Here is a 13,445-nt window from a genome sequence, read left to right as displayed (position 1 = left end):
ACGGGAAGACCGCTGAAGCGGTCTCGCGGCCCGCAGCATCGGCGCGGGGGCCGTAATCGGTAGGGGCGCGATTCATCGCGCCCACCCTCGCCCCCACCTCGACCGCCGCCCGACAGGAAGGATCCGGTAGGGGCAGTCCTGCGTGTCTGCCCGCCCTCGTCTCCACCACGATCACGGCCCAACGCGCCGTTTCCGTAGCCCCGCGTGGCTGCACGTGCCCGCCCCCGCGCCGCCGCCCGCCAACCACGCACGGCCCAAAATCCCCTCTCCCACGGCGGTTTGTGGGAGAGGGTGGCAGCTGTAAGCTGCGGGTGAGGGCCCTACCCCGCGTACGGCGTGGTCCGCGCCTGCGCGCCGGAGTCCAGCTGGCGGCGGAAATCCGCGTCCTCCTGCAGCGCGCCGACGTTGCGGTCGATGCTGTGGAGGTGCTCCTCCAGCAGGGCGATCCGCTGCTCCATCAGGGCAACCTTTTGCTCCTCGCCCTTCATCTCCTTCATGCGGGCAAAGGCTTCGACGATCGGCTTCAGGGCGAATCGCGCGGTAATGCCGATGACGGGGACCAGCACCACCATGATGCCGAGTGTGACCGCCATCAGTCCGGTCAGGGCGTGGATGTCCATTGGCCGTAGCTCCAGAGGAGGGGTGGGAGGTGAGGAGGAGACTCCTCGTGGGAACGGAGAGACCGGGTGAGCCTCGCCAGGTGGAGCGGGGTACGGAAGTTCGCGAACTCAGGATTCAGCAACGGCAGCCTCACGCCTTTCTTGCTGTCTCCTCTGTGTCTCTGTGTGATGCGCCGTTCAGGTCGCGGCCTCCGAAGGCAGGTTCGGCCCCGCGATCCGCGGCAGCACGCCGCGCACCAGCGCCGCAAGCCGGTCGCGGACGCGGGCGCCCACCTCCATCACCTCGTCGTGCGAAAGATGCGAGCCGCCCAGCCCCGCGGCCAGGTTCGTGATGCACGAGATCCCGAAGCAGCGCACCCCCAGTGCCCGACCCACGATCACCTCGGGCACGGTGGACATCCCCACCGCGTCGGCTCCCAGGCGGGCAAGCATGCGGATCTCGGCAGGCGTCTCGTAGCTGGGGCCGGGGAGTCCCGCGTACACCCCCTGCGAAACCGGAATGCCCAGCTCCAGCGCCACCTCCTCGGCGATGCGGCGGAAGCCGGAGTCGTAGGGGTCGCTCATGTCGGGGAAGCGCTGCTCGCCCGGCAGCACCGCGCCGATCAGCGGGTTGCTCCCCATCAGGTTGATGTGATCGGCGATGATCATCAGGTCGCCCGGCGTCATCCCGGGGCGCACCCCACCGGCCGCGTTGGTCAGTAGCATGACTTCCGCGCCCAGCGCCACCAGCGCGCGGACGGGAAGGGCGACGTCGCGCGGCTGCCATCCTTCGTACAGGTGGAAGCGGCCCTGCATCGTCGCCACTTCGACGCCGGCCCAGCGCCCCACCACCAGCGTCCCCGCGTGGCCCGCCAGCTCCTGCGTCCGCCGCGGAAAGCCGGGGATGTCGCCGAAGGGGATGCGCACGGCGTCCTCGATCTCGTCGGCCAGGCCGCCGAGGCCGGAGCCGAGCACCAGGATGGCGTGCGGCGCGCGCGTCACCCGCTCGCGCAGAAAGGTGATCGTCTCGTGGATGTCGTTCGCGGCACCGGCCGTCATCGCTCCTCCGGGAAAGGTTGAGACGGCAACTTGGATGCGCCGCCCGCGTCCGTCAACGGCGCCGCGCCCGCTCCACGAACTCCACCACCACCGGCCTGCGCGGCACCTGCACCAGCGAAAGGGGCACGGTGCTGATGCCGCGCCCCGGCGGCGGCCGGGTGGTGCGGCTCTGCAGGATCACCGCAGTCACCGTGTCGCCGCGGAAGTAGAGCGAGTCCACCGAGACGTAGCCGCCGGGGAGCGCCCCCTGCGTCGCCACGATCACCAGGTGGGTGTTGAAGTCCACCGGGCGCAGCGCGCGGTCCGGCAGACCGCTGAACGCGCGGACCGCCGCCCACTCCGCCGGCGTGCGCACCACGCAGCGCAGCGGCACGCGAAAGCGCGTGCCGCCCTGCGCGTACCCCGACCAGGCCAGCGCCGGGAGCGGACGCGTCCACCGGTAGTCGCGCGGCGCGTACGTCTTCGCGACTGGCCCGCCCGCGCGCTCGCCCTGGCAGAACCCGCGCAGCGCCTCGGGCACCTCCGCATCCCCCGCGTCCGGCGCGAACGCCACCAGTCGCGGCGGCTCGGGCGGCGCATCCCGCGGAGGGGGCGCTCCGGGCGAGCACGCGGCAAGGAGCAGGGCGGGAACGAGAGCGAGGAAGCGCAGAATCCGATCCTGTCGAGGGGTGGAAAGCGGGTGCCAACGTATCGCGCCCACAACCGCAAAGAAAGCGCTCCGGCCCTAGCAATGGGACCGGAGCGCCTGCCCGCGGCTTCATCGCCGCTCCCACGCTCAGGGTTCGCAGCGGCACCCGGTTTCGGGGTCACACACCGCGAACAAGTTCTGCGACTGGCATTCGAAATAGCACTCCGTTCGCTCCTGCGCGGTCATGCAGTACGCCCCTGCCTGCGCGGTGGAGCTCGCGAACGCGTGGGTCGCTCCGTAGCCCAGCCCTAGCGCGATCGCGGCTCCTGATAACATCGTTCCGAGCTTCTTCATGGTGCCTCCGGAAAGTAGGATCGAGCACGGCCGGCTTGGGCGCGCTGGGCACACCGCGGTGGCGCGGAGTCGTGTGCTGAAAACATATAAAGGCGGAAGACGGGTAGCAAGCCGTCCAAATTATTTAGGCGTTTTCTCCCGGTGGTCAGGCCGCGGGCTTGTCGGCGTCGGGGAGCTTCGGTGCGGTGACGAGGCGATCGCGGTACTGCTTTGGAGCTTCATGTAATACTCGATTAGGCGCGCGGGATCGTGCCCGAACCGCTCGGAAATCCGATGGCGGACTTCCCGAACGTCCTCCACGAGGGGATCAGGAGTACTCATCGTACCTCGTTGCCGACAGTGAGCCGACGTAGGACGGATCATCCGCCCAAGATACGTCGCGCCGCCCCCGTGCGCACTTCGCAGCGCCCGCCCCAATCGCCTGGCGCGGCGCGACTATCAAGGTTCGGGACGGCGTCCTGAGCATTCGGTGCGGCATCGTATCGGCGTCGATCAAGGCGTGAAGGGTGTAGCGGCCCGGGGGTACAGGGCACCCGCGGTTGTCGCGCAGATCCCAGTCATCCATGAAGACGATTTCACCGCCCGGAGGCAACTGCCGCTCGCGCAGGGCCAGGGGGATCGCCTCGACGTGGTGCATGCGCGACCACAACTCGCCGCCATCCGAGCCAGTGACCACGAAATCGAAGCTGTAGGCGCTGTCGCCCATCTCAAGTGTGAGCGGACGGGTTCCGGTGTTTCGGGCCGTCAGACGGAGCGGGACCACGTCGCCCTGCCGCACCTCGGCAGGCACAGCCAGGTCCATACGTAACGGAGGTGACGGCAGTACGGCCTCCGGACGTGCGTCGGCAGATGGCAACGTGCGAGGGGCCGGCTCGCACGCTGAGATGAGGAGCGCGGCGGCCGCTGAAAACGGGAGCGTGCGCATGGCGGCCGACAAGGGTGCACTGGGCAAGCCCGACTCCGGGTGCACCGGAGCCGGGCGTTAGAGTGTCGTGCGTCAGTAGGTTCGCAGGCGGTACGACTGCGAGCCCTGTGCCTGGAAGTCACGCCGGATGCCGGAGATCGGGCTCACCCAGGTTCCACCGTTTGGGGTCGTCGCAAAGGCGATCCCCACCAGGTTCACACATCTGCAGGAAGCCGTGAGGTAGCTCCGGAAAACCGGACCGCCGCTGTCCCCGTGGTCGGCGCCCGCGGACATCCAGGTGGAGCAATAGAAGGTCCGTCCGTACTGGGAGACGTTCTGGCACGGACGAGCAGACTTTCCGCGGGTCCAACCGGTGCGCGAGCCGATCTTCTCAAAATAGTATGCTTCGACGAGGGAGCCCTCCCCTGCAATCCGGATCTGCTCGGCGTAAGGGTCGATGTCCGTGCTTCCCCTCGCGAAAGCGCCGGTGATGGCGCCACCCTTTGTGCGGGAAATATACCCGAGACTCGATCCTACTCCGGATGCCACACCGTTGAAGGCGACGTCCGAGTAGCGGGCATTGTACACGTTCGACTGAGGGTCGTGAGACTCACGCCCGACGTATTTCGTGTAGTTGACCGCTTCTGGCTGGTGCCACTCGGTCCCGTCCAACCAGGTGGTGTTGTTGCCGCAATGCGACGCCGTGGTGAAGACGCGCCGGCCGTCGTAATCCGCCACGAACCCAATCGAGCAGCCACCACCCGTGCCCTTGCTGATCCGTACTGCTCCACGGAGCGGGCGCACCGTCCCCAGCAGGGACTTGACGGACGGCTCGGAGTAGACGTAGTTGGGGTCCATGATATAGCTGTAGCTCGGCTCCGGTGCCGGAGAAATGTTGCCGTCGCCGGGGTATGGCTCCGGGCACCCTTCCAGCGACGGATCGGTAGCGCAGGGGTCGTCGGCACACCCCGGCGCGGTCGGATCCATGGTGCACGGCTCACCCGAACACTCGAGAGATGTCGGGTCGGTCGTACACGGGTCCGTGCTGCAATTCGGGTCGTCTACCATACAGTAGTCTTCGACCGCGACCGCCATCGTGCCCACGTCGAAGAGCACCGCTTCGATTGGTATACCGAGCTTCGCCACAGCGCCTTCTACCTCTGCGCGCGCCGTTGCCGCCTGCGCAGGCACCAGCCCGACGGTGAGGCGGTTTTCGCCGTAGCCGATGCCCGCGTACATCACGCCCGGAACCGCGAGCACCGTGTCCGTCATACGGTTGCGCCAGCGAACCAGCTGCATGAACTCGTAACGGCCCCTCCGCACCATCACTTTGGGAGTGCCGCGCCGCCCCTCGCGAGCGGCGGCCGCCCTCATCAGCGGCTCAACGGCAGCGGCAGCTGCAGGTCTCTGCCGGGGATCCACCAGACGAACAATTGCGTTCCCCTGGCCGTCATACCGCATCCCGCCGAAACCCGGTACGCGGCGGGCGAGCTCCGCCATCTCCTCCTCCATCGGATACACCTCGTCGTCGCGGAAGGAGTGTACGGCGTTAAGGGCGGGCGGGGTTGCAACAGTGTGCGCTGCGGTTGGGACGGCGCGGTCGGCACAGCCCGCAAGCAGAAAGAGTCCGACGATCCCGGCGGGTGCGGAGAGCCATTCCATACACATTGTGGATTAGTCCTGCGGGAGGGTAGAAGGACCGCGAACGCGGGTGGAGAAGCACTGGCAGGAAGGCGACACTCCAACTGTACAACCGTTTAGCGACAATTGTCAAGCGAGGTGCCTTATCACTTCGGAGACGTAGACGCGACTGCGGCCGCGGCCGCGCGCTTGGTTTACGTGGCGAGCAGGGAGGGAGTTTGGAGCGGGCGTCCTCCGCCACAATGGCCGGGCGCGCGGCCGCTTCCTGCCAAAAGCACAGGAAAACCAGCACTTAGCACGGCACGGGCGTTGCCTTTTCCTCGGGCAGTTCGGCGCCCCACGTGTTCAAAGGCATGGCGGGCAGCGCGCCGATTTCAACCAAACCAACTACGTCAGGAGAGCCCATGGCGAAGGTCATTGGGATCGATCTTGGGACCACCAACTCCGTCGTCGCCGTGATGGAAGGCGGCGACCCAGTGGTGATCCCCAACGCCGAAGGCGGGCGCACCACCCCCTCGGTGGTCGCCTTCACCAAGGACGGGGAGCGCCTGGTGGGCCAGGTGGCCCGCCGCCAGGCGATCACCAACCCCACCAACACCGTCTTCTCCATCAAGCGCTTCGTGGGCCGCAAGGCCGGCGAGGTGAGCGAGGAGCAGAAGAAGGTGCCGTACAAGGTCACGTCGGGGGCCAACGGGATGGCGCAGGTGGAGATCCCCAACACGGGGAAGACCTACACGCCGCCCGAGATCTCGGCGATGATCCTCCAGAAGATGAAGCAGACCGCGGAGGACTACCTCGGCCAGACCGTCACGCAGGCCGTGATCACCGTGCCCGCGTACTTCAACGACGCGCAGCGGCAGGCCACCAAGGACGCCGGCAAGGTGGCGGGGCTGGAGGTGCTGCGCATCATCAACGAGCCCACCGCCGCCGCGCTGGCGTACGGGCTCGACAAGAAGAAGGACGAGAAGATCGCCGTGTACGACCTGGGCGGCGGCACCTACGACATCTCGGTGCTGGAGCTGGGCGAGGGCGTCTTCGAGGTGAAGGCCACCAACGGCGACACCCACCTGGGCGGCGACGACTTCGACCAGCGCGTGATCGACTGGCTGGTGGAGGAGTTCCGCAAGGACCAGGGGATCGACCTTTCCAAGGACCCGATGGCGCTCCAGCGCCTCAAGGAGGCCGCGGAGAAGGCGAAGATGGAGCTGTCGACCACCATGTCGACGGACATCAACCTCCCCTTCATCACGGCGACGCAGGAAGGCCCCAAGCACCTGAACGTGACGCTGAGCCGCGCCAAGTTCGAGTCGCTGGTGGACGACCTGGTGCAGCGCACCATCGGGCCGATGGAGAAGGCGCTCAAGGACGCCGGGCTGAAGCCGGGTGAGATCGACGAGGTGATCCTGGTGGGCGGCTCCACCCGAATCCCCAAGATCCAGGAAGTGGTCAAGACCTTCTTCGGCAAGGACCCGCACCGCGGCGTCAACCCAGACGAGGTGGTGGCCGTGGGCGCGGCGATCCAGGGCGGCGTGCTGGCCGGCGAGGTCAAGGACGTGCTGCTGCTGGACGTGATCCCGCTGTCGCTGGGGATCGAGACGCTGGGCGGCGTGTTCACCAAGCTGATCGAGCGCAACACCACCATCCCCACCAAGAAGTCGGAGACGTTCTCGACGGCCGAGGACAGCCAGACGACGGTGGAGATCCACGTGCTGCAGGGTGAGCGCGAGATGGCGATGTACAACAAGACCATCGGCAAATTCCAGCTCACGGGGATTCCGCCGGCACCGCGCGGCATGCCGCAGGTGGAGGTCACCTTCGACATCGACGCGAACGGCATACTGCACGTGTCCGCCAAGGACCGGGCGACGGGCAAGGAGCAGAAGATCCGCATCGAGGCCAGCAGCGGGATGAGCGAGGCGGAGATCGAGCGGATGGTCAAGGACGCGGAGGCCCACGCCAGCGAGGACAAGGGGCGCCGCGAGGCCGTGGAGGCCCGCAACCAGCTCGACTCCATGGTCTACCGCGTGGAAAAGGACTCGGCCGAGTGGCAGGACAAGCTGGACGAGTCCGCCAAGACGGGGCTGAACGAGGCGATGGAGCGTGCCCGCAAGGCGCTGAAGCAGGACGACCTGGGCGAGGTGCGCGGGGCCACGGAGGCGCTTCAGCAGGCCTTTGCCGCGGCGGGCGCCAGCATCTACGCGGCGCAGCAGGCCACCGCCGATCCGGGCGCCGACGCCGGCTTCTCGGGCGGCGCCACGGCAGGCGCCGGCTTCGACGACGACGCCACGGACCGCGCCACCGTCCCGCAGGACGACGTGATCGAGGCGGACTACGAGATCGTCGAGGACGACAAGAAGTAACCCGCGGAATGCGCGGATGAAGGATTGGGGGCGGCGCCAGGTACGGTGCCGTCCCTGATTTCGTAAAGGGCCTCACACAGAGGGCACGGAGGGAACTACAAGGCGCAGAGAAAACCACTTTTTAGTTCTTGCCGTACTCCTCCGTGTCTCTGTGTGGGGCCGCAGTTTCCCGGGCCGGTGTTTTGCAGCCGGTTCGGGAACCGGAGACGCGCGGCGGGTTACTCTCTGGGAGCCCTCCGCACGGCACCGGGACGTCCCGGTACCCCTTTCGATACGAGCGTGCAATGCCTGAGCGCCGCTTCAACCGTACCCACGTCGCCGGCCTGACCGCCGGCGCCTTCGCCGGCGGACTCCTGCTGGCCTCCGGCCTCCAGTTCACCCCCGGTATGCACGCGGCGGCGCTGATGCAGACGCCTGCCCAGCCCACGCGGCAGGAGGTGCGCCCCGTGGCCGAGCTGAGCCAGGCCTTCATCAGCATCGCCGAGTCGGTGACGCCGGCCGTGGTCGCCATCACGATGGAGCGCGCCGGGCGCCGCACTTCAAGCCGCCGCGACATCCCCGAGGAGCTGCGCGACATGCTCCCCTTCGACGTTCCGGAGGGCGGGGGGCGCGGGCCGCAGCAGGGGAGCGGCTCCGGGTTCATCATCAGCCCGGACGGCTACATCATCACGAACAACCACGTGGTGGAAGGGGCGGACAAGATCACCGTGGTGCTGAGCGACAACCGGAGCCTGGTGGCCCGCGTGGTCGGCCGCGACCCCAACACGGACGTGGCGGTGATCAAGGTGGAGGGGAGCGGGTTCCCCGTGGTGCGGCTGGGCACGAGCGACGGCGCCAAGATTGGCGAGTGGGTGCTGGCCATCGGAAACCCGCTGGACCTGGGGACGACGGTCACTTCGGGGATCATCAGCGCCAAGGGACGGCCGCTCCCCATCCTGCGAGAGAGCACGGGAAGCCGCTGGGCGATCGAGGACTTCATCCAGACCGACGCGCCCATCAACCCCGGCAACTCCGGCGGGCCGCTGGTGAACCTGCGCGGCGAGGTGGTGGGGGTGAACTCGGCCATCGCGTCGCCCACGGGGTTCTACGCGGGGTACGGCTTCGCGGTGCCCATCGACCTGGCGCGCAAGGTGGCGGACGACCTGATGCGCTACGGCAAGGTGCGGCGCCCCGCGCTCGGCATCACGCTCAAGGACGTGCGCCCCGAGGACGCCGAGGTCTTCCGCCTTCCGCGCATCGCCGGGGTGGTGGTGAACGATCTGACGCCCGGGACGAGCGCCGCCCGCGAGGCCGGCATCCGCCAGGGCGACGTGATCGTGGGGGTGAACGGAGCCGAGGTGGAGCGCACCGGCCAGCTGCAGCGCATGGTGGCCACACACCAGCCCGGCGAGACGATCACGCTGGACGTCATCCGCGGCGGGGAGCGCCGCCAGGTGCGCGTGCGGCTCGCAGAGGCGCCCACCGAGCCGGAGCAGCGCGCCTCACGTGAGGTGACGGCGCCGGTGCAGCCCGTGCGCAACGACGTGGCCCGCCAGCGCCTGGGCATCACGGTGGAGCCGCTCACCGCCGCGCTGGCCAAGCAGTACGGTCTCCGCTCCACCAGCGGCGTGGTGGTGGCCGAGTCCGACCGCTCCGGGCCCGCCGGGCGGCAGGGGATCGGGCGCGGCGTGCGCATCGTATCGGTGGACGGGCAGCCGGTGGGCGACGTCGCCACCTTCCGGCGGCTGGTGGAGCGCAAGCGCGCCGGGCAGGTGGTGTCGCTGGTGCTGGAGTTCAACAGCGGCCAGCAGGGGATCGAGAACATCCGCCTCGCCGAGTAGCTTCGTCAGGCGTGAGGCAGGCGGCCGCTCCCGGTTCCGGGGGCGGCCGCTCTCTTTTGATGAGGGACAGTGGGCCTCACACAGAGACGCGGAGAAAAACAGCAAGAGGAGGAGAGTTCGGTGAGTTCCTCCGTGCCTCTCCGTTTCCTCCGCGTCTCGTGCAACCCGAAAGGTTGAGATTGGGGAGGGGGGGAGGTTATCTTGTCGCGCCGGAGCGGGCCCGCTTGGTGGAATCGGCAGACACAGCAGCCTTAGGAGCTGCCGCCGCAAGGCGTGGGGGTTCAAGTCCCTCAGCGGGCATCCCGTACAGCACGAGCTCCGCCACCCGCGAGTGGCGGAGCGGGGCCGGGCCGTTTTTCCATCGTCGCCGTATTCAACCGTTTGCCGGATAAAAGCACGGAATGGCCGCAGAGACTACTTCGACCGACCTTCGCATCGACGTCCAGCAGCCCGAGTCGTGGAGCCGCCGCCTGGCGGTGACCGTGCCGCGGGAACGCGTCAAGCGCATCCGCCAGAGCGTGGCGTCGCAGCTCTCGCGCAACGTGCGGCTTCCCGGCTTCCGCAAGGGGAGCATCCCCGCGTCGCTGGTGGAGAAGCAGTTCGGGCCCGCCATCGAGCAGGAAACGGTGGACCGGGTGATCCAGGAGAGCTACAAGGAGGTCCTGGAGAACGGCGACTTCCAGCCCATCACCCAGGGCGTGGTGGAGAACGTCCACTACCACCCGGGCGAGGACCTGACCTTCGAGGTCCACTTCGAGGTGCAGCCCGCCATCCAGATCACCAACACCGCCGGCTTCACCGTGCAGCGCCCCCCCGCAGAGGTCACCGACGCGGACGTGGAGAGCGTGATCGAGCGCATCCGCGCCGAGCGCGGCACCGTGCGTGTGCTGGAGGACGGCGTGGCGGACCAGGGCGACGAGGTGACGGTGGAGATCACCGACCTGGACGCGGTGGAGGAGAGCGACGACGCGGGCGCGCGCCCGTTCCGCTTCACCCTGGGCGAGGGGCAGGCGATCCCCGACATCGAGGACGCCATCCGCACCCTGGCGCCCGGCGCAGACGGCGAGTTCACCGTGCGCTACCCCGCCGACTTCCCGGACGAGGAGCTGCGCGGCCGTGAGCAGCGCCTGCGCATCGCTCTGCTCGAGCTGCGCCGCCGGGACCTCCCCGCCATGGACGACGCCTTCGCGCAGTCGCTGGGCGAGTTCGAGTCGGTGGACGCGCTGCGCGAGCGCATCCGCGCCGACCTGGAGGGCGAGAAGCATCGCAACTCCGAGGCGGCGATGCGGGCGGCGCTGGTGGAGCAGGTGCTGGCGGCGAACTCCTTCGAGGTTCCCCCCTCGATGGTGGACCGCTACCTGGGCTTCATGACCGGCGAGGCGCAGCAGGACCCCAAGAAGATGCCCAAGCGGACCCCCGAACAGGAGGAACGCTTCTCGCAGATGCGGCTGATGATGCGCCCGGAGGCCGAGGCCGCGCTCAAGCGGATGCTGGTGGTGGAGCACCTGGCGGACCGCGAGGGGCTGCGCGCCACGGCCGACGAGGTGGACGCCCGGGTGGAGAAGCTGGCCGAGGATCACGGCATCTCCCCCAGCGACGCATGGATCCAGCTGGAGAAGGGCGGCCAGATCCAGGCGCTGGAGAGCGAGATCACCGAGGACAAGGTGTTCGAGTACCTCCGCTCGCAGAACACCGTCGCCTGACGCGGCGGGCGCACGCAGGGGCCGTCCCACGGGGCGGCTCCGCAGCAACCCACCGTACTTTCATCAGCGCTTAAAGGGTCATGGCCATCTATCCGCCGTACGTGATCGAACGCTCCAGCAGGGGGGAAAGGAGCTACGACATCTTCTCCCGCCTGCTGATGGACCGCATCGTCTTCCTGGGAAGCGGGATCAACGACGACGTCGCAAACATCATCATCGCGCAGCTCCTCTTTCTCCAGGCGGACAACCCGGAAAAGGACATCCACATCTACATCAACTCGCCGGGTGGCTCGGTGTACGCGGGGCTGGCGATCTACGACACGATGAAGTTCATGTCGTGCGACGTGAACACGTACTGCATGGGGCTGGCTGCCAGCATGGGGTCGTTCCTCCTTGCGGCGGGGACGAAGGGGAAGCGCTACTCCCTCCCCAACTCGCGGATCATGCTGCACCAGCCCTCGGGCGGGAGCCAGGGGACGGCGGCGGACATCGAGATTCAGGCGCGCGAGATCCTCTTCGTGCGCGAGCGGATGAACCAGATCTACGCCGAGAACACGGGCCAGACGGTGGACCGCATCGCCGAGGACCTGGACCGCGACCGCTTCATGTCGCCCGAGGAGGCGCTGGCGTACGGGCTGATCGACCACGTGATCGCCCACGCGACCGAGGTGATCGATCCGCCGGTGCACGTGGAGACGGCAGGCGTCTGATTCGGTCTCTCGCCCCCGCCGCCCTGAACGGCGGCGGGGGCCGTATGGAACTTCGAACCACCCGCGTTCCCGGCCACCATGCCTAGTGACAAGCACCTCCGCTGTTCCTTCTGCGGCAAGTCCAAAGACTCGGTCAAGCGCTTCATCTCCGGGCCTTCGGTCTACATCTGCAACGAGTGCATCTCGCTGTGCAACGAGATCCTGGCCGAGGAGGAGATCAAGGAGGCCACCAGCGCGGCCACCCCGGTCCCCACGCCGCTAGAGATCAAGGAGGTGCTGGACCAGTACGTAGTGGGGCAGGACCGCGCGAAGAAGGCGCTGGCCGTCTCCGTCTACAACCACTACAAGCGCGTCAACCACCACGGGGTGATGGACGAGGTGGAGCTGGACAAGTCCAACATCCTCCTCATCGGCTCCACGGGCGTGGGCAAGACGCTGCTGGCGCAGACGCTGGCGCGCGTCCTCCACGTCCCCTTCACCATCGTCGATGCCACCACGCTCACCGAGGCGGGGTACGTGGGCGAGGACGTGGAGAACATCCTGGTCCGCCTGCTGCAGGCCGCGGACTTCAACGTGGCGGAGTGCGAGCGCGGGATCATCTACATCGACGAGATCGACAAGATCGCCCGCAAGAGCGAGAACCCGTCGATCACGCGCGACGTGAGCGGCGAGGGGGTGCAGCAGGCGCTCCTCAAGATCCTGGAGGGTACCACCGCCTCGGTGCCGCCGCAGGGCGGGCGCAAGCATCCGCAGCAGGAGTACATCCAGATCAACACGCGCCACATCCTCTTCATCTGCGGCGGCGCCTTCGACGGTCTCGAAAAGATCATCGAGGCGCGCACGGGGAAGCGGCAGATCGGCTTCGGCGGTGTAGACGACGTGAAGCGGATCGGCCCCAGCAACCTGTTCGACGAGGTGGAGCCGGAGGACCTGCTGCGCTTCGGCCTGATCCCGGAGCTGGTGGGCCGCCTTCCCGTCTCGGTGACGCTGGACAACCTGGACGAGGGCGCCCTGGTGCGCATCCTCACCGAGCCCAAGAACGCCCTGGTGAAGCAGTACCAGAAGGTGTTCCAGATGGACGGGGTGGGGATCACCTTCGACCCGGGCGCCATCCGCGCCATCGCCAAGCAGGCGATCGAGCGCGGCACCGGCGCCCGCGGCCTGCGCGCCGTGATCGAGAACCTGATGCGCGACATCATGTTCGACATCCCGAGCCGCCAGGACGTGCGAGAGGTAGTGGTCACGCCCGAGTGCGTCACGGACAGCGTGCCGCCGCTGCTGATCCTGTCGGCGGAGCCGAGGCGGAAGAAAGAAGCTTGAGCGCGGGCCCCGCGGGCCCCCTCCCCCGCTCGTCACCTCGCGGCCCCTCCCCCAACAACTACCAGGGGGAGGGGCGATTGGCATGCATTGGCGCGGGCTGACGGCATCGCGGGCCCTCACCCCGCTCGTTCCTCGCCGCCCCTCTCCCAAACTGCTGGGAGAGGGGCGTATCCGTGATCCCTGCGGGCGGCGCGGGTCTCCGCGTGGCCGCCCGTGCCCGACGCCGCACCGCCGCCGGCCCGACGCGCCGCCCAAAATCCCCTCTCCCACGGCGGTTTGTGGGAGAGGGCGGCAGCTGTAAGCTGCCGGGTGAGGGCTCCACGCCTTGCGCGCGTCTTGCGGGTGGG

General features: G+C 68.1%; 11 protein-coding genes and 1 tRNA gene. 6 read left to right on the top strand and 6 right to left on the bottom strand.

The genetic code is table 11. The features are described from left to right. Positions 1-320 precede the first annotated feature (320 nt). From VF584_21950 to VF584_21925, 6 genes are all read right to left on the bottom strand, one after another. The gene (locus VF584_21950) at positions 321-620 is read right to left on the bottom strand and encodes a hypothetical protein (protein ID HEX8212854.1); all 300 of its coding nucleotides are present in this window, start codon (positions 618-620) and stop codon (positions 321-323) included. Positions 621-797: 177 nt separating this feature from the next. Next, positions 798-1,658: a purine-nucleoside phosphorylase gene (locus VF584_21945; GenBank protein ID HEX8212853.1), complete on the bottom strand. Its 861-nt coding sequence runs from the start codon at positions 1,656-1,658 to the stop codon at positions 798-800. 52 nt (positions 1,659-1,710) lie between these two features. Then, positions 1,711-2,211 (bottom strand): hypothetical protein, encoded by a 501-nt coding sequence (locus VF584_21940; GenBank protein HEX8212852.1) that lies wholly within the window; start codon positions 2,209-2,211, stop codon positions 1,711-1,713. 222 nt (positions 2,212-2,433) lie between these two features. After that, positions 2,434-2,640, bottom strand: coding sequence for a hypothetical protein (locus VF584_21935; GenBank protein ID HEX8212851.1), 207 nt, complete (start codon positions 2,638-2,640; stop codon positions 2,434-2,436). A gap of 307 nt (positions 2,641-2,947) precedes the next feature. Further along, positions 2,948-3,442, bottom strand: coding sequence for a BsuPI-related putative proteinase inhibitor (locus tag VF584_21930; GenBank protein HEX8212850.1), 495 nt, complete (start codon positions 3,440-3,442; stop codon positions 2,948-2,950). A 195-nt stretch (positions 3,443-3,637) separates the two neighbouring features. Then, positions 3,638-5,206, bottom strand: a complete 1,569-nt coding sequence (locus VF584_21925; GenBank protein HEX8212849.1) for a hypothetical protein — start codon at positions 5,204-5,206, stop codon at positions 3,638-3,640. A gap of 383 nt (positions 5,207-5,589) precedes the next feature. Between VF584_21925 and dnaK the strand changes: the two genes are divergently transcribed. The 6 genes from dnaK to clpX all read left to right on the top strand — a co-directional run bounded on the left by dnaK (position 5,590) and on the right by clpX (position 13,098). Further along, a complete protein-coding gene (dnaK, locus tag VF584_21920) occupies positions 5,590-7,545 on the top strand; it encodes a molecular chaperone DnaK (GenBank protein HEX8212848.1) in 1,956 nt (651 codons plus the stop codon). Between the two features lie 284 nt (positions 7,546-7,829). Then, positions 7,830-9,365 (top strand): trypsin-like peptidase domain-containing protein, encoded by a 1,536-nt coding sequence (locus VF584_21915; GenBank protein HEX8212847.1) that lies wholly within the window; start codon positions 7,830-7,832, stop codon positions 9,363-9,365. A gap of 218 nt (positions 9,366-9,583) precedes the next feature. Further along, positions 9,584-9,665: transfer RNA gene (locus VF584_21910), tRNA-Leu, on the top strand. A 101-nt stretch (positions 9,666-9,766) separates the two neighbouring features. Beyond that, positions 9,767-11,068, top strand: a complete 1,302-nt coding sequence (tig, locus tag VF584_21905; GenBank protein ID HEX8212846.1) for a trigger factor — start codon at positions 9,767-9,769, stop codon at positions 11,066-11,068. 80 nt (positions 11,069-11,148) lie between these two features. Further along, positions 11,149-11,778 carry an ATP-dependent Clp protease proteolytic subunit gene (locus tag VF584_21900; protein HEX8212845.1) on the top strand — a complete coding sequence of 210 codons (630 nt, stop codon included), beginning with the start codon at positions 11,149-11,151 and terminating at the stop codon, positions 11,776-11,778. 78 nt (positions 11,779-11,856) lie between these two features. Further along, positions 11,857-13,098, top strand: a complete 1,242-nt coding sequence (clpX, locus tag VF584_21895) for an ATP-dependent Clp protease ATP-binding subunit ClpX (GenBank protein ID HEX8212844.1) — start codon at positions 11,857-11,859, stop codon at positions 13,096-13,098. The last annotated feature ends 347 nt before the right edge of the window (positions 13,099-13,445 follow it).

Origin of the sequence: Longimicrobium sp., from assembly GCA_036389135.1 — a bacterium.
Classification (GTDB): domain Bacteria; phylum Gemmatimonadota; class Gemmatimonadetes; order Longimicrobiales; family Longimicrobiaceae; genus Longimicrobium.
Note: the sequence above shows the minus strand (reverse complement) of the source record. Positions and strands in the feature narration are given on the sequence as shown.

Excerpts from the sequence above, each read along its gene's own strand:
- VF584_21950 (HEX8212854.1), bottom strand. The coding sequence starts at position 620 with ATGGACATCCACGCCCTGACCGGACTGATGGCGGTCACACTCGGCATC.
- VF584_21935 (HEX8212851.1), bottom strand. The coding sequence starts at position 2,640 with ATGAAGAAGCTCGGAACGATGTTATCAGGAGCCGCGATCGCGCTAGGG.
- tig (HEX8212846.1), top strand. The coding sequence starts at position 9,767 with ATGGCCGCAGAGACTACTTCGACCGACCTTCGCATCGACGTCCAGCAG.
- clpX (HEX8212844.1), top strand. The coding sequence starts at position 11,857 with ATGCCTAGTGACAAGCACCTCCGCTGTTCCTTCTGCGGCAAGTCCAAA.
- VF584_21930 (HEX8212850.1), bottom strand. The coding sequence starts at position 3,442 with ATGGACCTGGCTGTGCCTGCCGAGGTGCGGCAGGGCGACGTGGTCCCG.
- VF584_21900 (HEX8212845.1), top strand. The coding sequence starts at position 11,149 with ATGGCCATCTATCCGCCGTACGTGATCGAACGCTCCAGCAGGGGGGAA.
- dnaK (HEX8212848.1), top strand. The coding sequence starts at position 5,590 with ATGGCGAAGGTCATTGGGATCGATCTTGGGACCACCAACTCCGTCGTC.
- VF584_21925 (HEX8212849.1), bottom strand. The coding sequence starts at position 5,206 with ATGGAATGGCTCTCCGCACCCGCCGGGATCGTCGGACTCTTTCTGCTT.
- VF584_21915 (HEX8212847.1), top strand. The coding sequence starts at position 7,830 with ATGCCTGAGCGCCGCTTCAACCGTACCCACGTCGCCGGCCTGACCGCC.
- VF584_21945 (HEX8212853.1), bottom strand. The coding sequence starts at position 1,658 with ATGACGGCCGGTGCCGCGAACGACATCCACGAGACGATCACCTTTCTG.